The sequence below is a fragment of the Arthrobacter sp. THG-b23 genome, from assembly GCF_059091265.1.
On the sequence record NZ_JBNHGM010000004.1, the window covers coordinates 1 to 20,832 of the forward strand.

Here is a 20,832-nt window from a genome sequence, read left to right on the forward strand (position 1 = left end):
CCGCGCCTGGGGGACCGCCGGCGCCGGCTGCGCGGCCGGCGCCACGGCAGGAGCAGGGGTGGCGGCCTGGCCACGCCCGGACCCGGGTTCCTGCGGAGCGGGACGCCGCCTGCGCAGCAGGAGCCAGCCGGCCAGTGCAAGGTAGGCGGCCGGAACCAGCCAGGCGGGGACGGCCTGCAGCGCGTCGGTGAGCAACCCATGGACGCCGTGCGCGGCGTCGATCAGCCGGTCCTCCACCTCGTGCCCTGCGGCATTCCGGACAGCGAAAAAGGCGTAGTAGGCGGTGCCCAGCCCGGCGAGCAGCAGCAGGTAACCCTGGGCTTTTTCCAGCAGTGTCCAGGCCTCGGGCCACCGGCGGCCGGCGGCGGCCCCAAGCGACGACGCGGCGGCGCACAGCAGCCCGAAACTGGCAAACAGGCCCAGAACGTAGGCGGCCATGCCGGCGGCAGGGGCTTCGGCTGCGCCCTGCTCCCCGGCCCCGGCCAGCAATTCCGGCAGCTGTGGCGCGAGCGATGCCAGCCCGACCACCGCACCGGCAACAGCCATCCCGCCGAGCCGGACCAGTGATCCGACTCCCGCCGCTGCTGCCTGCAACAGCCGGACACGCCCGCCTGCCACCAGGAAGGACGCCAGCAGGACCAACAGCATGCCGGTCCCGGCCGAAATGTAGGCCAGGACGCCGGCTGCGGTTGCCGGATTTCCTGCCGCCAGCAGCGCAGACGAGAACGACGTCGTGTAGCCGCCGGTCAACACAAGCGCGGACAGTGCGGACCGGCGCACGGCGGCAGCGGGCGGGGCGCGCCAGCTGCCGACGGCGACCATCAGGAGCCATACCGGCAACAGGAGCAGGCTGCATGGATTGAACAGGGCTGCCACTCCGGCGGCCAGGGCGTAGCTGCTCACTGATTCCAGCATGGGACAACAACGATCTTTCCGAGGGAAAATCGGGGACAGGTGAAACCATTCTACCGGTCCGGGTTGTGATCCCGGACACGCAAAAGCCCCGCCCGATGTGACATCGGACGGGGCCTTGGCTCTTGGTTGCGGGGAGAGGATTTGAACCTCTGACCTCTGGGTTATGAGCCCAGCGAGCTACCGAACTGCTCCACCCCGCGGCGCAGTGAATACATTACCGGCCGCGGGGTAGCGAAGCAAATCGGTCAGTTGCCCTCGGTCGCCTCCGGAGAAGGCTGCTCCGTTGCCCCGTCGGCGCCGCCTTCGGGGGTGGCGCCGGAGATCGCTGCCTCGGCGTCGATGGCGTCCTGCAGCGCCGCTTGGAGCCGCTCCTGGGCTTCGCCGTAGGCTGCGAAGTCGCCCTCCGCCAGCGCGGCCTGTCCCTCCTGGATCGCGGTGCGCGCCGCCTGCAGGGCCGCCTGCAGATCCTCCTCGGCACTGGTCTCCGGAGCGTCCGGCGTCGCCGGTGTCTCGCCGACGTTCTCTTCGTCGCCGGTGGTGGCGCCCGAGTCGCCTTGGAACACCTGATCCAATGCTTCCGACAGCGTCGGGGCGAAGCCGACTTCCTCACCGAAGCTCACCAGCACCCGGCGCAGGATCGGGTAGGAGGAAGCGCCCGAGGACTGGACGTAGACCGGCTGGACGTACAGCATGCCCCCGCCGACCGGCAGGCTGAGCAGGTTGCCGTTCTTCACCTCGGAAGCGCCCTGGCGCAGCAGGTTCAGCGCCTGCGATACTTCGGTGTCCGAGTTGAACAGGTTCTGCGCCTGGCCCGGGCCGGGCACCGTGATGTCGCGCGGCAGTTCGAGCAACCGCAGCGTGCCGTAGTCCTCGGACTTCACGCCATCCTCGCCGGTGCCGGCGTCCGCGTTGGCGGACAGGAACCCGTACAGCACGTTGCGTGCCTGCTCGCCGGGAACGGCAAACGGGATGAACGGCGTGGTCAGCGAGAAGGACGCCGCGTCCTGGTTAGGCATCTGCAGTGACAGGTAGTACGGCGGCTGCTTGACGGTCGATCCCTCGCCCAGCGTCGGATCCGTGGGAACACTCCAGGCATCGGAGTTTTCGTAGAAGCGGTTGACGTTGGTCACGTGGTACCTGGTGAGCAGTTCCCGCTGCACCTTGAACAGGTCCTCCGGGTAGCGCACGTGTGCCATCAGGTCGGCCGACATTTCGCTGTACGGCTTGATCGTCGTCGGGAACACGTTCGTCCAGGCCTTGAGCAGCGGATCCTGGTCGTCCCACGCGTACAGGTTCACGGACCCGTCGTAAGCGTCCACGGTCGCCTTGACGGCATTGCGGATGTAGTTGACTTCCTCAGCCGGCAGCGCCACGGTGGCGCCCCCGGTGGTCCCGGAGTCGATGGTGGCCGACTCCAGCTGCTGGGGAGTCGAGTACGGGAAGTGCTCGCTGGTGGTGTAGGCGTCCACGATCCACTTCACGCGGCCGTCAACAATGGCGGGGTAGGCGTTGCCGTCCACCGTCAGGTACGGAGCGACTTTTTCGATGCGCTGGCGCGGGTCCCGGTCGTAGAGGATCTGCGACTCCGAATTGACCGCGTCCGACAGCATCAGGTCGGTCGACTGGAATTTCAGGGCGTAGACCAACCGGTTGAACCAGTTGCCGATGTTGGGTCCGCCGTCACCGTCGAAAGTGTTCCGGGTATCGGTTTCGGCATTGGCACTCTGCGGCCGGTCGATTTCGATCGGAGTGCTGCCCTCGGGCGCACCGACGATCGAGTAGTCCGGAGATGCTTCGCCGAAGTAGATCCTGGGTTCGTAGGTCGAGTCGTCGCCCAACACGCCCTGCGACGGGATCCCGGAGAGCATGAAGGACGGCTTGCCGTCCGGCTCCACGCGGGAGCCGGCGGCCGCAACCACACCGTAGCCATGGGTGTAGAGCAGGTGCTCGTTGACCCAGCCGGCCGGCACGCCCGCGGTGTTCAGTTCGCGGACGGCAATGACGGTGTCCTGCACCTCGCCGTCGACCGTGTAGCGGTCCACGTTGAGCGTCTCGTCGAACTGGTAGTACTGGCGGAACTGTTCCAGCTGCGCGAACGCGTCCGACACCAGGTTTGGATCCAGCAGGCGGATATTGGCCGTCGTTTCGGCGTCCTCGCGCAGCGCGCCGGCTTCCGCGTCCACCGTGGCTTCGTAGTTCATGGTCTGGACGTCGTCCAGTCCGTACGCCAGGCGCGTCAGGGCGATGTTGCGTTCGATGTATTGGGCCTCGACGTCCTGCTCATTCGGGATCACCTGGAAGCGCTGGACGATCCACGGGTAGACCCCGCCGGCGAGGATGGCGGTGACGATCAGCATGGCGGTACCGACGATCGGCAGCCGCCAGCGGCCGATGAAGGCCGAGACGATGAAGAGGATGGCCACCAGCACGGCGGCGACGGCCAGGATGGCCTTGGTGGGAATCACGGCGTTGACGTCGGTGTACAGCGCACCGGTCCAGTTTCCGGCGTCGGACTGCACGGTGGCGTAGCGGTCCAGCCAGTAGTTGACGCCCTGCAGGATGAGGAACAGCGCGGCAAAGACGGCCACATGGATCTTCGCCGCGGTGGAGGCGAAGAACCCCTTGTCCTCCAGCCGGATCCCGCCGTAGAGGTAGTGGGTCAGCAGCCCGGCGATGCCGGCAATCAGCACCACGCTGATCAGGAAGCCGTTGATGAAGCCCAGGAACGGCAGGGTGTTCATGTAGAAGCTGTAGTCCAGGCCGAACTGCGGATCGGTCTGGCCGAACGGCTGCTGGTTGAAGAACAGCAGGACGGTCTGCCACGCCGAGGCGGCGGCGGTGCCGGCGAAACCGGCCAGGACTACCGGGATGCCGATCATCAGCAAACGCCGCACCGGCTCCAGCTGCTGCTGGTAACGGTTCAGGTTGTCCTGCAACGAGCTGTCCGGCGCGTACACCGGGCGCGAACGGTAGGCCATCCGCAGGCTGAAGTAGACCGCAAGGCCCATGATCAGGAAGGCAATCAGGAAGATGGCAATCTTGGTGCCGGTTTCCTTGAGCATGACTTCCAGGTAGCCCAGCTGGTTGTACCAGAGGATGTCTGCGTAGATTTGGGAGAAGAAGACGAAGCCCACTACCAGGACGGCCACCACGATCAGGGTGGGCACCAATGCGGAACGTTTCTTGCCAGGACTGTTAAGCGGTGTTGGCCGGTCGCCGTAAGACCGGTCTTGTCCGAACGTCACTCGTTACCTCGTTGTCTGCATGCGTGGCATCACGGCGAAACCGCCGCTGCTGGGGACACTCCCCCTAGATGCCACGAACGGACGCCTCGGAGGGTTCCGTTCCCATTCTGCCTTGTCAACACCGGCCCCGGCGAACCGCGGCACCGGGACGGGTCGGCACTGTTGCCGGAATGTGACCGCGCCGCTGCTTAAACGAATCAGCTGCAGCCGGGGAGGGCGGATGCGTCTCCGCCCTCCCCGATCGAGGTGACGGCCTCGACGGCGTCGTCCAGCGTCGCCACCGAGACGACCTGCAGCCCTTCCGGGACGTGGCCGGCCACCTGCGCGCAATTTGCTTCCGGCGCCAGGAACACGGTGGCCCCGGCTTCCCGGGCACCGATCATTTTCTGCCGGATCCCGCCGATCGGCCCGACGGTGCCCTCGGCGTCGATGGTACCGGTCCCGGCAAAGTGCTTCCCGCCGGTCATTTCCCCTTCCGTCAGGGTGTCGATGATGCCCAGCGCGAACATCATGCCGGCGCTGGGGCCGCCCACGTTGTCCAGTTGGATCTTCACCTCGAACGGGAAGTCGAATTCGGTGCCCAGCAGGACGCCCAGCTGGTAGTCGCCTTGGTCGTTGGCTTGCGGTGCCACATCCACGGTTTCCTCGCGGCCGTCGCGCGCGATGCCCAGTTCCACCGGGGTGCCCGCACTGGCGTTGAGCTCCTCGCGGAGCACCTCGATACCGGTGACCGGCCGGCCGTTGATGGTCCGGATCGCGTCCTGCAGCTCCAACACTCCTGCCGCCGCCGCGTCCGGGGTGAAGTCGGCGACCGAGAGGGTCTGCGAGTACTCCACGTCCAACTGGGTCAGGGCAGCCGCGACCGACGACTCCTGCGACGACGCCATCAACGCCGCATTTTGCTGCTGGATGTCGTCCTGCGTCACGTCCGGCGGATAGACCAGGTCCGCCGGCGCCACGCTGCGCTGGGGGTGGAGCCAGGCGGCCAGGACCTGCAGCATGTTGACGTTCGAGTTGGGGCCGCCCTCCACGTACACCGTCGTCAGGTCCAGGGCGCCGGAGGTTTTGTAGGTCGGGCGGTCCGGCACCTCGATCAGCGGGGTGCCGGAGACCTCACCGATGGTGTTGATGGCAGGACCGGGTGTTTCGATGACGTAGCCTGCCGGCAGCGCCAGCCCTGCCGCGCCGGCCACGACGGCAACGACGGCGGCGGTCGCCATGACCGGCTGCCTGCGGTTTCGGGCCCGCGGCGCGGCCGGCTGCGGACCGGGAGCGTTGCCGGCCCAGCCGTCCGTGCCGTGCTCGGTGCCGTTGTTGGTGGACTGTGTCACCTGCTGGTTTCCCTCTCGCTGCTGTCCGGGTCGCACACCTCACGCGCTGCCGCCCGACGGCGCTCGCGGCGCCTGCTCTAGCGTACGCCGTCGGCCCGGCATGGGTGGTGCTGCGCCTGCTCGGCCTTGAGCGAACTGCCCTTCTCCGGCGCGACAAGGAATCCCGGCTGCCGGTAACGTGGGACTCACGCAACATCCCGGGCACAGCCCCCGCCGCCTCCCCGGCAGCCGCTCGACCCGTGCCCGCTCCAACCCTCAAGGACCGGTGGTAGTGATGACCCCCAAGCAGCCCGACGACGACCCGCAGGATCCGCTGGCGGAGATGTTCGCCAAGCTCTTCGGTGGCCAGGCCGGGGCAATGGATCCCGCGGAAATTGCCAAGGCGGCAGGACTGCCCTCCGACCCGAATGCCCTGGCGCAGATGTTCCAGCAGGTCCAGGCGATGATGAGTGCCCCCGCCGAAGGTCCGGTCAACTGGAAACTGGCCCATGAAAGCGCCCGCAAGGTGGCGGCATCGGACAGCGATCCGTCGGTCTCTTCGGCACAGGGCCGCGCCGTCGACGAAGCGCTCCGGTTGGCCGAGATGTGGCTTGATCCGGTGACGAGCATGCCCGGCACCGGCCTGATCGGCAGGGCCTGGTCCCGTGCCGAGTGGGTTGAGGCAACGCTGCCGACCTGGAAGCGGTTGACGGAGCCGGTCGCCAACAGCATCGCCTTCGCGCTGACCAGTGCGCTGACCGAGCAGGTGCCGGAGGAGATGAAGCAGATGCTGGGCGGGGCGCATTCCATGCTGCAGAACCTCGGCGGCGCGATGTTCGGCATGCAGCTGGGCCAGGCCGTCGGGGCCTTGGCCAAGGACGTGGTCAATTCCAGCGATATCGGTGTCCCGCTGGTGGAGGGCAAGATGGCCCTGCTGCCGGCCAACGTTAAGTCCTTCGGCGAGGGCCTGGACATCCCCGGGCAGGACGTGCTGCTCTTCCTGGCGATCCGGGAAGCTGCGCACACCCGCCTGTTCACCCATGTCCCGTGGCTGTCCGGCTATCTGCTGGGCGCGATCGAAAGCTATGCCCGCGGCATCCACATCGACATGGGGCGGATCGAGGAAGTGGCCCGCGATCTGGATCCCACCAACCCCGAATCCATGCAGCAGGCACTCTCGCAGGGGGTGTTCATGCCGAAGCGCACGCCGGAACAGGAGGCCGCCCTGGCCAAGCTGGAAACGGCGCTCGCGCTGGTCGAGGGCTGGGTGGACGAGCTCACCGCCAGCGCGGCGGCCAACCTGCCCTCCGCCCCGGCGCTGCGCGAAACGGTCCGTCGGCGGCGCGCCACCGGCGGCCCGTCGGAACACGCCTTCGCGGCCTTGGTCGGCCTTGAGCTGCGGCCCCGCCGTTTGCGGGATGCGGCCGCCCTGTGGTCCGCCCTTACGGAGGAACGCGGGGTCGAGGGGCGCGATGCGATCTGGAACCACCCCGACCTGCTGCCGACCGCGGAGGATCTGGACGATCCTGCCGGCTTCAGCGCCCGCCGGAAACTGCTTGACGCCTCCGAGGCAGAAGTCGACGAGGCCCTGCAGAAGCTCCTGAGCGGCGGATTCGAAGGGCAGCCCGGCGAGGGCGACACCCGGAAGCCGGACGGTACCTCCGACGGCGGCCCGGAAGGTCCCGCCGAGGGTGAGGACTCCGGTACCGCTGACGGCGGTCCGGAAGGTACCGGAGACGGAGACCGGAGCTAGCTGTCGCTGTCGGCGGCGCCGGCGCCGGCGCCGTCCACATCGTCCTCGTCCTGTAGGCCGCGGCCCATGGCAAACGCGGCGCCGGAGAGGAAGGCCTTGGCCCGTTCCAGCTGCGGATAGGCCTGCAGCAGTTGCCAGAAGCGCGGGCCGTGGCCTGCCTCCAGCAGGTGTGCGAGCTCGTGCAGGATCACATAGTCGATGACCCAGGCGGGCATGTCCTTGATCTTGTCCGAGATGCGGATGGTGCCCCGCGCCGGCGTCGCCGACCCCCAGCGGTCGTTCTGGTTGGAAACCCACCGGATGCTGGTCGGGATGGCGTTGCCGGCCAGATACCGCTGCGACAGCTCCGCTGCATGCCGGGCCAGGTCAGTGTCGCTCGCAGCGGTCCGTCCCGCCGGACGGGAGCTGCGCGTTTCGAGCTTGGCGAGCATCCGCTGCACCCACTCCCGTTCCTGCGCCTGCGAAAAATGGCCGGGAATCGAAATCACGGCGGCTCCGTCCCGCCACGCGGCCGAGACGGTCCGGCGCCGGCGCGCGGACCGTTTGACCACCACGGGGGCGCCGTTGGATGTGGTCAGGGCCACCCGCTCCCCCGTGCCGGCCACGAGTGGCACCGGCCGCGAAGGCGTTGCGGTGCCGCGGGATTCCTGGGTCAGTTCTGCTCGGGACATGCGATGAGGTTACCGGGTGGATCCGACCGTCCGCATCCGCGAAGGCCCGCTGCCCGTTTTCTGTGGATAACCGTTCGGCGCCTGCCACCGCCGTGCCAGCATGGAGAACCGGGACGCGCCCGGACCACGGGCCGGCGGCGAGGAGGGTTGCGGTGGCACAGTTGAGGATCAATCCCGGCCTGCGCATGCTCGAAGGCGCCGCGGGCAGCGTCCAGTTCGGCCTGGGCGCCGGCGGACTGGTGATCGACGGAACCGGGGAAGCAGACCTGCGCTTCCTGCGCCGGCTGTGCCAGGGCATCGAATCGGCCGATCTGAACGAGGTGCGGGCAAGCTGCGGCCTGGATAAGGAGCGGGCCGCGACGCTGCTGGCGGCGCTGGCACCGGTCCTGTTGCCGCACTCCGGCGGGGAACGCTTGTCCGGGTTGCGCGCGGACCGGCTCGCGCCGGATGCGCGCCGTTGGTCGGCGGTCTACTCGGCCGATGGTGAAGGACCGCTCGCCGCCCGCGGCCGCTGCATTGTTCAACTGATCGGGCTGGGACGCACCGGCGCAGCGTTGGCCACCGCCTTGGCGGCGGCCGGCGTCGGCACGCTTCTGCTGGAGGACCCGGCGGTGGCCGGCCCCTCAGATGTCGGTTCCGGGGCCTTCCGGGTCGCCGACATCGGCCTGGGGCGCGGGCAGGCCGTGCGGCGGGCGGTGCACCAGATCGATCCCACGGTCTCCTGCCACCTCTTGCCCGGCGCGACCGGGGAGCAGGGCGCTGCCGGCATCTTTCCGCGGGCGCTCAGCCTTGCCGTCTACGTGGAGGGCGACGTGCCCGACCCCCGGGTCGCCGCGGCGCTCATGAGCCGGGGCCACCCCCACCTGAGCGTCCTGGTGCGCGAGCAGGACACCCTGATCGGGCCGTTGGTGGTTCCCGGCCAGACAAGCTGCCTTGGCTGCGTGGAACTGCACCGCGCCGACGCCGATCCGGCGTGGCCCGACGTCGTTGCCCGGTTGACCAGCCGTCCGTTCGCGCCGGCAGCTGACCGGGGCCCTGTCGACGAAGTGTCGCAGTCGGTAGCCGCGGCCGGACTGGCGGCGATGCAGGCCCTGCTGTTCCTGGACGGACGGAACCAGCCCGGCAGTTTTTCCGCCGTGCTCAAACTCGACAGCGGCGATGGCACCGTGTCGCGCCACGCCTATCCGCCGCACCCGGCCTGCGGCTGCGTGCTGGCCCCGGCGTCCTGAGCGCACACTTGCCCCGGCGCCAGCAGGTTCAGTTCGCAGCCAGGACGCGCAGCACATCCTCGCCGTAGCGCTCCAGCTTGGACGGCCCCACTCCGGCCAGCCTGGACAGCTCCTGCAATGACTGCGGCCGGGCTTCGGCGATGGCCACCAAGGTGGCGTCGGTGAAGATCACGAAGGCGGGCATTGAGGCTTCGCTGGCCGTGTCCTTGCGCCATTCGCGCAGCGCCTCAAACGTCGACTCCTCGTAGGTGGGAGGACAACTGTTGCACCGGCCGACCTTGCGTTCCGCCCCGCTGCCGAGCAGGCTGCCGCAGACGCGGCAAACCGCCGGCGCGGCCTGCTTGCGCCGCGCCGGGCGCTGGCCCGGCGCGCTGCGGACGGAGGAGGAAGAGGCCGGCCGCAGCCCGTCCAGGAACCGCGACGGCTTGCGGTTGGCGCGGCCGCCCGGCGTCCGGGCCAGCGACCAGGACAGGGCCAGGTGCTGGCGGGCACGGGTGATGCCCACATAGAGCAGCCGGCGTTCCTCATCCACGGCCTCGTCAGTGTCGGCGAAGGAGATCGGCATCAGCCCCTCGCTCAAACCGACCAGGAAGACTGCGTCCCATTCCAGGCCCTTCGCCGAGTGCAGCGAGGCGAGTGTGACACCTTGCACCGTGGGGGCATGCTGCGAGGCCGCCCGTTCGTCGAGCTCCGCCACGAAGTCGAGCATGGTGAACACACCGCCCGCTGCGGAACCGCGGGCGGTGTCCATCTCATCGGCCAGTCCCACCAGCGCGGCCAGCGATTCCCAGCGTTCCCGGACTGCTCCGCCGGCCTGCGGAGCCTCCCGGGTGTAGCCCAGGTTCGCCAGGACGTCCCGGACCAGCTGGGGCACGGGCTCAGTTCCCGCGGCACGGGACGAGGCCCGCAGCTGAAGGATCGCGTCGCGGACCTCCCGGCGCTGGAAGAACCGCTCTCCGCCGCGCAGCTGATAGCCGATACCGGCGCTGGCCAGCGCCTGTTCGTAGGCCTGGGACTGGCCGTTGGTGCGGAACAGCACCGCTATCTGGGCAGCGGCCACGCCGTCGTCCAGCAGTCCGCGGATGCGGGTGGCCACCTGCGATGCCTCCGCCTCGTCGTCGGCACATTCGGTGAACGAGGGCTCGGGCCCTGCCGGACGCTGGGCGATGAGCTCCAGCGGCGTCGGCCAGCTGTCCGTGCCCCGCGACGGCTGCCGGGTGCGGGCGGCCAGCAGCGAGTTGGCCAGCTGCACGACCTGCGGCGAGGAGCGGTAGTCCCGGACGAGTTTCACGACGTCGGCTCCGGGGAAGCGTTTGGTGAACTCGAGCAGGTGGCGGGAGGTCGCTCCCGTGAAGGAGTAGATGGTCTGGCTGGCGTCCCCGACAACGCAAAGTTCTTCGCGGTCCCCCAGCCAGAGGTCCAGGAGCCGCTGCTGGAGCGGCGAGACGTCCTGGTATTCATCCACCACGAAGTGCCGGTACTGGTCCCGTACGGCGGCCGCCACCTTGGAGTCCTCCTCGAGGATCCCCACGGTGATGAGCAGGACGTCCTCGAAGTCGATGATGTTCCGGTCCGTCTTCACGTCCTCGTACGCCTGGTACAGCCGCGCCACCGTCGTCAGGTCGTAGCCTGCCGGTGCGGCACGGCCGGCCGCCCGGCGGACGTAGCTGTCGGGCGTGAGCATGGAAACCTTGGCCCACTCGATCTCGGCCGCAAGGTCACGGATGGCGGCACGGTCGGTGGTCAGCCGCAGGCGCCGGGCAGATTCGGCGATCACGCTGGCCTTGTGGTCCAGCAGGCCGGGCAACGGACCGCCGACCGCCTGCGGCCAGAAGAACTGCAGCTGGCGCAGCGCCGCGGCGTGGAACGTGCGCGCCTGCACCCCGCCAACACCAAGGTCGCGCAGCCGCGTCCGCATTTCGGCGGCTGCGCGGGCGGTGAACGTCACGGCCAGCACCCGCTGCGGCGTGTACACCCCGGTGTGGACGCCGTAGGCGATCCGATGGGTGATCGCGCGGGTCTTGCCGGTGCCCGCTCCGGCGAGGACACACAGCGGTCCGGCCAGGTTGGTGGCCACCTGCCGCTGTTCGTCGTCCAGCCCGGCCAGGATCTGGTCTTCGAGGCTGCTGTCCGGGAGGGGCCCGGCGGCTGCGCTCATCGTCCGGCCCGCGGCAGCTCGCCGCCGTACCAGTGCTCGATCAGCGCCCGCGCAATCGAAATGCCGCTGGCCACCTGGATCTCGTCGGCCCTCAGCGCCGCGGCCAGTTCCTCCCGGCTGAACCACCGTGTGTCCAAGATCTCCACGCCGTCGGGCACCGACGCCGCGTCGGTCGCCACGGCGGTGAAGCCAATCATCAGCGATGCGGGGAACGGCCACGGCTGCGAACCGAGGTATCGGGGCGAGTGAACCACGACGCCGGACTCCTCCTCGATCTCCCGCACCACCGCGGCCTCGAGCGACTCTCCCGGCTCGACGAAGCCGGCCAGGGTCGAATACCGGCTGGCCGGCCATGCGCTGTTGCGGCCGAGCAGCAGGCGGTCGTCCTCGTCGATGACCGAAACGATGACCGCGGGATCCGTGCGTGGGAAATGCTGGCTTCCGTCGGCGGGACAGCTGCGCACCCATCCGCCCTGCTCGATCTCCGTGCGGTGGCCGCAACGCGGGCAATGGGTGTGGGTCAGGTGCCAATTGGAAATCGCCGCGGCCTCCACAAACAGCCCCGCGTCCTGGGCAGAGAGCTCCCCCGCCACATCGCGCAGGCCCAGCCATTCGCCGTCGTACTCTGCCGCGTCTGCACCGTCCGCCAACACCGACAGCACAATGTCCGTCCCGACGGGCACATCCGCACCTTCCACGGCCCGTCCGAGGTAGATGGACAACGTTGTTGCGGCCCGTTCACTGCTCGGAAGCAACACGATCCTTCCGCCGCGTACCAGCGTCTTGCCGTCGGAAATGAGCATCACGTGCGTGGTGTTCCTGCCCCAGATGCCCTCCACCAGGCCGGGATGGCTGCGTCGCTCACAGCCGCGGTCCATGGTGGTGCGCGCCAACATCAGCTGGCCCAGCGGCGGGAACCCTGCAGCGGCGGTGCTAAGACTCATGCTCTCTACCGTACTCACCACAGCGCCCGGACTGTTATTCGCGCAGCCGCCGCTGTGGACTGCGCGACGGCGGCGCCTGCCGGTGCGGCCTGCGTCACCCTTCCGGCGACTCGCCGCGGCCGTGGCCGGGCTGCCGGTACCGGTTGCACGTACGGTGGACTACGTGAGAAAGACACCTCTGGAGCTGGCGGCGATAGCCAGCGCGGCCGTACCCGGGTTGACGCCCACGGGCGTCGCCGGTTTGCCAGACGATGCGGCGGATTTCCAGTCCGCCGTACTCACCGATGCGGCCGGCAAGCGGTGGCGCGTGCGTTCCCCGAAACACGCCGAGGCCAGCATGCGGCTGGAAACCGAACTGCTGGTGCTCCGCGCCTTTTCCCCGGCCATCCGCGCGGAGCTGCCTTTCCAGGTGCCCACCGTCGCCGGGACCGTCCAGCAGTCCGAGCTGCGCACCTTCGTTTACAACCACGTGCCGGGGAACATGCTGGCGCTGGAAGCGCTGGTCGCCGCCGGCGCCGCCGTTCCGGTATCCATCGGACGGGCAACGGCCGGCATCCACGACCTTCCCCAGCGCATGGTCGATGCCGCGGACCTGCCCAGCTACACCGCCGACCAGTTCCGCCAGCGCAAGCTCAACGAACTGGACCAGGCTGCCACCACCGGCAAGATACCGCCGGCCCTGCTGCGGCGCTGGGAACATGCCCTGGAGGACGTGGCCCTCTGGAAGTTCAACCCGTGCGTGGTTCACGGCGACCTGCACGAAGACAACCTGCTGGTCCATGACGGCAGCGTCAGCTCCGTGACCGGCTGGACCGACCTGCGCATCGGCGACCCGGCCGACGACTTTGCGTGGCTGGTGGCCGTGCACGAACAGTCATTCGCCGACGTCGTGCTGGAGTCCTACCGGAAATACCGCAAGGACCCGGTCGATCCCCACCTGATGCGCCGGGCAGCCCTGTCCGCCGAATTCGCGCTCGCCCAATGGCTGGTCCGCGGACTGGCAGCCGGCGACCAGACCATGGTCGACGAAGCAGTCGACATGCTGAACGAGCTCGAAGCCGACGTCGCCGAACACGGCGGCCAGCCCATCAGTGTGACCGCTCCCCCGCCGCCTGCCGTTCCCCCCACGGTGTCCGCGGCTGCGCCTGCGGCGCCGGCCCGGGAACCGGCAGCGGGTTCCGAGGTCCGGAACCGTGCCGCGGAGCCCGCTCCCGCCGACCAGCCGGCAGGGGACGAGCCGGCGGACGGCGGGCAGGACGGCGCCGACGGGGCGGTTTCCGCGAACGGGAACGGTTCGCCACAGCAGGCGCAGCGGCCCGACGGCACCGCCCGCGTCCATCTCGCCAGCCGATCCGGGAGTTCCAAGGTCACGCTGCTCCCGATTGGGGATCCGGCCGGCGATCCCGCATCTGCGGCATCCCCCACAGCCGGGCAGGACGCCGCGGCGCCTGCGCCGCCGGAGGACAGCAGCGCTGAAGGCGCCGCGCCCGCCGGGAACGAGGCCCGGCCGGCCAAGGAAGCCGACCCCGCGTCCGCGGACACCACCGCGATTCCGATCATCAACCAGCGGCGCTGACCGCTGCTGCCGCGCGGCCTTCTTGTGGCCGGCCCTAGGCGTAGGCCCGCAACACCGCCGCTTCCAGTTCCGCTTCGCCGGCCAGATCGTGCGGGCGCACCAGTTTGTCCTGCCCAACGTAGTAAAAGGCAGCCTTGACCCGGTCCAGGCCGATGCCGTGCAGGCGTGCCCACGCCAGCCGGTAGACGGCCAACTGCACCGACTTCACCGACATTTGCCTGCCCGTCGGCGCCGTACCCGTCTTCCAGTCGATCAGGTCCCAGCTGCCGTCGGCGTCGCGGAACACGGCGTCGATGCGTCCGCGCACCACGACACCGCCGACGCGGGTCTCGACGGGCACCTCAATGGCTGCCGGGACCCGGTCGGCCCATTCGGAGGCCTTGAACGTCTCGACCAGGCCGGCCAGTTCATAGGCCTCGTCGACGTAGGCGTCCGCCGCATCCGGGTAGTCCTCGAGATCGAACATCCCTGTGGTGCCGAAGTATTCCTCGATCCAGCTGTGGAACGCGGTGCCCTTTCGGGCGGCCATGCCGGGTTTCCGGGGCACCGGACGCCGCAGGCGCCGCGTGACTTCGTCCGGCTCGTCGGCCAAGTCGACCAGCAGCGACGCGGAGATATGCGCCGGCAGCTCCACCTCGCCGGCGGTGGGGGCGGCATTGTGCCGTTCCAGGAGCAACCTGGCTTCATGGGCCCACGCGGAGTCCGGGGCCGGCTGCCGGTCCTGTGCCAGCGACTCGAGCACTGCCTGCGCGGCCTGTTCCATGGCCGCGCGGCGGCCTGCACGGCGCCGCTGCGGGATGCCGCTGCGGTAGACCTGCGGTCCTTCCAACGGATCGAAGGGCCACAAGGCTGTTTCCACTTCGGCCCGAAACGGATTCTCCGGCCCGAGTTCCTCGTCCCCTACCCATTGCCACACCTGCACTGCGGTGGGTTCGCCGTCTGACATCTCGTGCAGTTCGGCCAGGAAGGCCGACGCCGCGGTCGGCTTGACCTTGCTGCCGGTCCAGCCGGCTGAACTGCAGACCAGCAGGTGCTTGGCCCGGGTGTAGGCGACGTATGCCAGCCGGCGCTCTTCGTCTTCACCGTGTGCCTGGACTTCCGACTTGTAGTCCGCTTCCGCGTTGAGCCAGGACAACTGGTCCGGCTGGTCGGTATCCCACTGGGGAAGGTCGGACCGGTCTCCGCGCAGCGGCCAGGGCAGGGCGGCGTGGCCGCTGCTCCACCGGTTGTCCGAGGAGGAGGGGAAGGCGCCGTCGTTGAGTCCCGGGACGAAGACCGCGTCCCACTCCAGCCCCTTGGAAGCGTGGACCGTCAGCAGCTGCACGGCATCGTGCCGCACGTCCACTTGGGCCATGTCCAGGCCTCCCTCTTCGGCGGCAGCTGCTTCCAGCCACGCCAAAAAGGCCAGCAGGTCCACGCGCTGTGATGTTTGCATGAATGCGGCCGCTGCATCGTGGAACGCATCAAGGTTGCGCCGCGCCTGGTGGATGCTCTGGCCGGGCTTGGAGGCAACTTCGATGTCCAGCAGCATGGTGCGTTCCACTTCGCCCAGCAACAGCGTGAGGTCATCGCCGACGAAGCTGCGCAGGTAGCGGACCTCTTCGGCCAAGCGCTCCAGACGCTCAAGCGCGACGGGCGTCAGCGACCGTCCGTGGCGCGAGGTCCAGCCCGGCTTGGGCAGCCGGTCCAGTGCCTCGATCAGGGACGCAGCCTCGGCCAGGTCCTGTTCGACGACGGGCTCCCCCGCTGCCTCATCCCGGTCCAGGTCGGCAGCCTCGCCTGCCGCTGCCGAGCGGCGCCGGCTCTCCAGGAACCGGGACCAATCGGCCAGGGCCATCAGGTCGGCCGGCCCGATCCGCCAGCGGGCCCCTGCCAGCAACCGCATCAGCGCGTCGGAGCGTCCCGGATCGGCCAGGACGCGCAGGGTTGCCACGAGGTCCACGATCTCCGGCTGAGCCAGCAGCCCGGCCAGCCCGATGATTTCGTAGGGAATGCCCCGCTCGTCGAGTGCCTTGGCGATGCCGGGAATCTGTGCCCGCCGCCGGCACAGCACGGCGGTGCTGACGGGTTCGGCACGGCCCGTTTCCGGGTCCCGGGCGAAAACCGTCATCCGCGCTCGTTCGATCGCGTCGGCGAGCGCGAGGGTCTCCTCCGCCTCGGTCGCGTAACGTCCCAGTGCCACCGTTCCGTCCGTGGCTCCCGGCCGTGGGCGCAGCGGCGGAACGCTGATCCTGCCGGGGCGCGGCCGGTTCGGGTCTTCCCGGTTCAGCGGTTCCGAAATCCGGTTGGCCATCCGCAGGATATTTTTGCTGTTGCGCCAGGCCACCGTGAGGAAACCGGCCGGAGCCGGGGCCCGGCGGCCGTCGCCGTCGACCAGGGGGAAATGCTCCCGGAAAGCGAAGAGCTGGCCGGCGGAGGCACCGCGGAAGCCGTAGATGGACTGGTTCGGGTCGCCGACCGCCGTTACGGCATGCCCGTCCCCGAACAGTTGGGAGAACAGCACCATTTGGGCGTGGGAGGTGTCCTGGAATTCGTCCAGCAACACCACTTTGTACCGGTTGCGTTCCAGTTGGCGGGCCTGCGGCACTTCACGGGCGATGCGGGCCGCGAGGGAGACGAGATCGCCAAAATCCAGCACCCCGCGTTCCCGCTTGGCCCGGTTGTAGCCGGCGGCCAGATTGGCCACGGTGATCCGGGTCCGCAGCCGGTCCAGCATTTTCCGCACCTCCTGCTTGGCCGGCTTCGTGCTGCCCTCGACATAGGGAAGCGCAGCGATCCGCTCCACCTCTTCCGCCAGATAGCCGGCTGCATGGTCCGGGGTGACCAGGTGCTCGGAGCATTCCCCGGCGAACTGCATCACGGCGTTGACCAGCGTCGATTTGCTGGCCGCCAGGTGCTCGATGGGGCCGTCGTACGCCTCCACGCAATGGCTGGCCAGCTGCCAGGACTGCGCGGTGCCTAAAAGCACCACGTCGCGTTCGATTCCCAGGCGCAGCCCGTAGTCGCTGACCAAACCGTTGGCGTAGGAGTGGTAGGTCGAGACCTTCGGTTCCAGCAGTCCGGCGGCGTCGTCGGCCTCCTGCGGCAGAAGGCCCTTGCGGTCCAGCCTGGCCAGCTGCGCGCGGATCCGGGCGGCCAGCTCGCCCGCGGCCTTGCGGGTGAAAGTGACACCGAGGATTTCATCCGGGCGGACGAGGCCATTGGCCACGAGCCAGACCACGCGGTCGGCCATCGTCGCTGTCTTGCCGGAGCCCGCGCCGGCGATGACCAGCATCGGCTGCAGCGGGGAGCTGATGATGGCCGACTGTTCCGCTGTCGGCAGATGCTGGCCCAGCAACCCGGCAAGTTCTTCCGGGCTGTAGGTGGTGGTGACCGCTCCGATGCTCATTCGGTGACCTGCCTTCCTTCTGCGCACAGGGGACAAATTTCCGGTGCACGGCAGCCGTGGCCGCCGTTGCCGGTACGCTGCGGATCGTGCCGGGCCTCGAATTCCGAGCCCGCCATGAGCGCCGCGGCCTCATGGATCATCGCCGTGGCCCAGTCGTCGCCGTCGGCCAGGCTCTCCTGCTGCTGGACCTTGACCGTTTTCAGGTCCTGTCCCAGTTGGACCAGGGAAGCGCCGCCAGCGGCAGATGCATGCTCGGAGAATCCTCCGGCCTGGACCGCCGCCTGGTAGCTGCCCAGCTGCGGGTGCCGCTCCAATTCTGTCTTGGTGGGGGCAGCACGACCCGTTTTCAGGTCCACGATATGCAGCCGCCCCTCGGCGTCCAGTTCCAACCGGTCCACTTGCCCGCGAAGCCTGGCCACGCGTTCCGGGCCCTGCAGGTCCACGGAGAAGTCCTGTTCCACGCCGACCAGGCTCCGGCCCTCCGCGCGCATCTGGATCACGTACTGGGCAAGCCTCCGGACCATCCCTTCGGCACGGTTGAAGTCCAGCCGCCCCTCCCAGTTCTCCTTCATCCCCAACTGCGGCCAGCGCCGGACCAGTTCGGCAACGTATTCCGTTCCCGTGGCCGCGGGAAAGTCCTGCGCAATTGCGTGGACCAGGGTGCCCAGGCTGCGGGCGAAATCGGTGGCCGCTTCGCCTCCTGCCGCTTGGATGAACCAGTCGAGCGGAGATTTCTGGACGGCCTCCACCTTCGAGGGAGAGACCGGGACGGGTTCCCCGTCCGGCACGACGGGTGCCGTGCTGCTCAGCGGCTGCAGCCCCCACCAGTCGCGCGGGTGCGCCCCCGGGACCGGCACCGGGCTGGCCGCAAGGATGGCGAGCACGGCGGCAGCATCCGCCGCCTGTTCCGGACGGGTCGCGGCCTGCTGCGCGGCTTGCCGGAGTTCCGCTGCCAAAGCACGCACGGTTCGCGGCCGGAGGACTTCGGTCGCCGGCCGGGGGGTTTCCGGGTCCAGCCAGGGGTCAACCAGATCCAGGAACTGGGACGGCTGGGCGTCTTCGGACTGCACTGCCGTGCAGATCAGCCGGCGTTCGGCGCGCGAGATCGCCGTGGAGAAACTGCGCAATTCGTCGTACCGGATGTCCCGCAGCCTGGTCACCGCGTCGATCCGCCGGGCGTCCTCGACGCCGTGCTCCAAAACCTCAACGAACTCCGTGCTGCCCAGCAGTTCCCCACGCAGCCTGGTGTTCGGCCACACTCCTTCCTGGACCCCGGCCACGATGACCAGCGGCCAGCCCCGGCCTGCCGCCGAGGCGGGCGTGAGCAGTTCGACAGCTTCACGCACCTGGGCCCGCGGCGCGAGATTGTCCATCGGCAATTCCTGGTTTAACAGGTACTCCAAAAACTGCCGCGGGCTCGAGCCGGGGAGTTGGTCCACATACCGCTCGGCGGTCTGGAACAGCGCCATCATGGCGTCGAGGTCCCGGTCGGCCCGGACGCCGACCGGTCCGCCTTGCAATGCCTGTGCAGCCCAGCGATCGGAGAGCCCGGCGGTGGACCACAGGGCCCACAGCACGGTCTCGGCGTTGGCCCCCGGCTCGGCCGCCGCGTCCCGACCGGCTTTGAGCATCCGCGCGATCCTTCTGGCGGATCCGCCTTCCCTTCCGAGCGTGCCGAGGAAAACGGGGTCGCCGAGGGCTTCCACAAGCAGCGAGTCGCTGGACCGGCCTCCGCCGCCGAGCAGCTCTTCGCGCCGCAGTGCCTGGCGCAGGCGGCGCAGGTCGATCGCCGTCGCGCCGCCGATCCTGGAGGTCAGGAGGGCGACGGCAGCGTCAGGGGTGAGGAGTTCCGGCTCCAAGGCCATGGCCAACGCGTCCAGCAGCGGCCGGACCGCTGCCTCGTCGCGCACCGCGGTTTCGGCGACCGGGACCTTGACCGCGATGTCCTGGCCGGTGAGGTAGCGCGCGAGGGCCGAGAGCTGGCCGCCGGTCCGGACGATCACAGCCATCTCGCTGAGCCGGTAGCCCTCGAACAGCCTGGCTTCCAGGATCCGCTGGGCCACATAGCGGTGCTCGTGGACCGGCGACGCGACCACGTGGGCGCTGGCGGCGGGCACGCCGTTCCGGTCCGCGGCGTCGTCGGCGGGTTCGGCTCCGCCCCCCGCTTCTGCTTCCGCACCGGGATGGACGAGGTCACGGGCGCGGTGTGCCCCGGCGACCTGGGAAATCCGGGCCGCGGCGGACTGCCAAGCGGTTGCGATCCCGGGCGCCATCCGGTGCGAGCTGGTCAGGACCAGCGTTTGCAGCGGCCTGTCCGGTGTGCCAACCAGCCCGGGCAGCCTGCCGAGGACATCCGGGCGGGCGCCGCGGAACCCCTGGACGACGGTGTCCGGCGAGGCTGCGAGCACGGCATCCTGTCCCTCCACGAGCAAGGCCAGGAGTTCGAAGACAGCGGGATTGGCTTCCTGAAGATCGTCCGCCAGGATCAGCCGGAGGCGGCTGCGCTCCCGGTCCAGCAGGCCGGGATGTTCCAACAACAGCTGGCGGGCCGAGGTGATGATTCCGGCCGGGTCGAAGGCCTCGGGCATTCGGAGGTCGATCACGTCACGGTACTCGCGATATAGCCGGGCCGCCGCGATCCAGTCCGGTCGGCCATACTCGCCGCCCATCTGCTCCAGTTGCCCCGCGGTGCTGCCGTACTCGGTCAGCCGGTCGAAGAGCTGGCGGACCTCCTGCCGGAATCCGCGGGTGGTCAGAGCCTGCTGCAGATCCTCCGGCCAGCCGGCCCCCCGGCCGAAGCCGGCGCGATGGCCGGCCAGCAGTTCGGCAATAATCTGGTCCTGCTCGGGACCGGACAGCAGCCGGGGCGCGCGCTCCACCAGCGGCAGCAGCCCCTCCACCCGTGCCCGGCGGATCAGGTCGAAGGCGTAGGCCGACCAGGTCCTGGTCGGGGACGTGCCCAGGCTGCGGTTCAGCCGCCCGGTCAGCGCGTCGCGCAGGCGCGCGGCTGCCAGACGGTTCGGGGCCAGGAACAGCAGGTTCGCCGGGTCCAGCCCGGTATCCTCCACGCGACGCACAGCGTGCTCCACCAAAGCGGTCGATTTCCCCGTACCCGGGCCGCCAAGGACCAGCACCGGACCGCAGCCGGCGGGCAGGTCGATGACCCGCGCCTGGTCCGGGCTCGGAAGCGGCGCACCGGCGGACCTGGTTTCGGGCCGGACCAGTTTCAGCCCAACGGATGGCTTGGTCTCGATCATGGCCCCATCCCATCAGCCGCTTCGGACACTTTGCGCCGGAGCTCCTCAATCGCCGCAAATTCCTCCGGTCGGGGCGTCCAACGGGCTTGGGCCATGCGCACCCTGGCCGGCCCCGCTGCCGGCTCCGCCAAGGGTGTGCCTTCCCGGCGGTAGTGCGCGACGGCCTGTTCCATCAGCGCATCGGGCAGCGAACCGTCGGCGCGAATGATGCGCCACCAAGGAACCGCGGCCCCGTGCCGGGACATGATCCTGCCGACCAGGCGGGGGCCACCGGCATCGAGCAGCTCGGCGACATCGCCGTACGACAGCACCCGGCCCCGCGGAATGATTGCTGCGAGGTCGAGGACCGCCTCTACTACCGCATCGCGCATTACACCAGTGTAATT

Annotated in this window: 11 protein-coding genes, 1 tRNA gene and 1 pseudogene; 3 read left to right on the forward strand and 10 right to left on the reverse strand. The window is 69.3% G+C overall.

The features are described from left to right. The 4 genes and pseudogenes from AC5RVD_RS08970 to AC5RVD_RS08985 form a co-directional block, all read right to left on the reverse strand. A pseudogene (locus AC5RVD_RS08970) lies at positions 1 to 903 on the reverse strand (hypothetical protein); the annotation flags it as partial. Positions 904 to 1,038: 135 nt separating this feature from the next. Then, positions 1,039 to 1,115, reverse strand: a tRNA-Met gene (locus tag AC5RVD_RS08975). Positions 1,116 to 1,160: 45 nt separating this feature from the next. Next, complete coding sequence (locus AC5RVD_RS08980; protein WP_494113541.1) at positions 1,161 to 4,085, reverse strand: UPF0182 family membrane protein; 2,925 nt, start codon at positions 4,083 to 4,085, stop codon at positions 1,161 to 1,163. A gap of 272 nt (positions 4,086 to 4,357) precedes the next feature. After that, positions 4,358 to 5,491, reverse strand: coding sequence for a YlbL family protein (locus AC5RVD_RS08985; RefSeq protein WP_494126743.1), 1,134 nt, complete (start codon positions 5,489 to 5,491; stop codon positions 4,358 to 4,360). Positions 5,492 to 5,765: 274 nt separating this feature from the next. Between AC5RVD_RS08985 and AC5RVD_RS08990 the strand changes: the two genes are divergently transcribed. Then, a complete protein-coding gene (locus AC5RVD_RS08990; RefSeq protein ID WP_494126744.1) occupies positions 5,766 to 7,223 on the forward strand; it encodes a zinc-dependent metalloprotease in 1,458 nt (485 codons plus the stop codon). Here the strand turns inward: AC5RVD_RS08990 and AC5RVD_RS08995 are convergent. Continuing rightward, positions 7,220 to 7,894 (reverse strand): M48 family metallopeptidase, encoded by a 675-nt coding sequence (locus tag AC5RVD_RS08995; protein ID WP_494126745.1) that lies wholly within the window; start codon positions 7,892 to 7,894, stop codon positions 7,220 to 7,222. The two genes, AC5RVD_RS08990 and AC5RVD_RS08995, sit on opposite strands and share 4 nt — an antisense overlap. A gap of 152 nt (positions 7,895 to 8,046) precedes the next feature. Here AC5RVD_RS08995 and AC5RVD_RS09000 point away from each other — a divergent pair, with 152 nt between their 5' ends. After that, on the forward strand, positions 8,047 to 9,123 hold the full coding sequence (locus tag AC5RVD_RS09000; protein WP_494126746.1) for a TOMM precursor leader peptide-binding protein: 1,077 nt from the start codon (positions 8,047 to 8,049) through the stop codon (positions 9,121 to 9,123). Between the two features lie 28 nt (positions 9,124 to 9,151). Here AC5RVD_RS09000 and AC5RVD_RS09005 read toward each other — a convergent pair whose 3' ends face one another. Together AC5RVD_RS09005 and nudC are read right to left on the reverse strand one after the other, a co-directional pair. Further along, positions 9,152 to 11,281 carry an ATP-dependent DNA helicase UvrD2 gene (locus tag AC5RVD_RS09005; RefSeq protein WP_494126747.1) on the reverse strand — a complete coding sequence of 710 codons (2,130 nt, stop codon included), beginning with the start codon at positions 11,279 to 11,281 and terminating at the stop codon, positions 9,152 to 9,154. Next, the gene (gene nudC / locus AC5RVD_RS09010; protein WP_494126748.1) at positions 11,278 to 12,225 is read right to left on the reverse strand and encodes an NAD(+) diphosphatase; all 948 of its coding nucleotides are present in this window, start codon (positions 12,223 to 12,225) and stop codon (positions 11,278 to 11,280) included. Before nudC ends, AC5RVD_RS09005 begins: the two co-directional genes overlap by 4 nt. A gap of 163 nt (positions 12,226 to 12,388) precedes the next feature. Between nudC and AC5RVD_RS09015 the strand changes: the two genes are divergently transcribed. Further along, positions 12,389 to 13,801, forward strand: coding sequence for a macrolide 2'-phosphotransferase (locus tag AC5RVD_RS09015; protein WP_494113440.1), 1,413 nt, complete (start codon positions 12,389 to 12,391; stop codon positions 13,799 to 13,801). A gap of 34 nt (positions 13,802 to 13,835) precedes the next feature. Here the strand turns inward: AC5RVD_RS09015 and AC5RVD_RS09020 are convergent, their stop codons facing one another. From AC5RVD_RS09020 to AC5RVD_RS09030, 3 genes are read right to left on the reverse strand one after another with little or no spacing between them, the layout of a single operon-like run. Continuing rightward, a complete protein-coding gene (locus tag AC5RVD_RS09020) occupies positions 13,836 to 17,189 on the reverse strand; it encodes an ATP-dependent helicase (RefSeq protein WP_494126749.1) in 3,354 nt (1,117 codons plus the stop codon). After that, positions 17,186 to 20,446 (reverse strand): ATP-dependent helicase, encoded by a 3,261-nt coding sequence (locus AC5RVD_RS09025; RefSeq protein WP_494126750.1) that lies wholly within the window; start codon positions 20,444 to 20,446, stop codon positions 17,186 to 17,188. The genes AC5RVD_RS09020 and AC5RVD_RS09025 overlap by 4 nt, the downstream gene beginning before the upstream one ends. After that, the gene (locus AC5RVD_RS09030; RefSeq protein WP_494126751.1) at positions 20,443 to 20,817 is read right to left on the reverse strand and encodes an MGMT family protein; all 375 of its coding nucleotides are present in this window, start codon (positions 20,815 to 20,817) and stop codon (positions 20,443 to 20,445) included. Before AC5RVD_RS09030 ends, AC5RVD_RS09025 begins: the two co-directional genes overlap by 4 nt. Between the last annotated feature and the right edge of the window lie 15 nt (positions 20,818 to 20,832).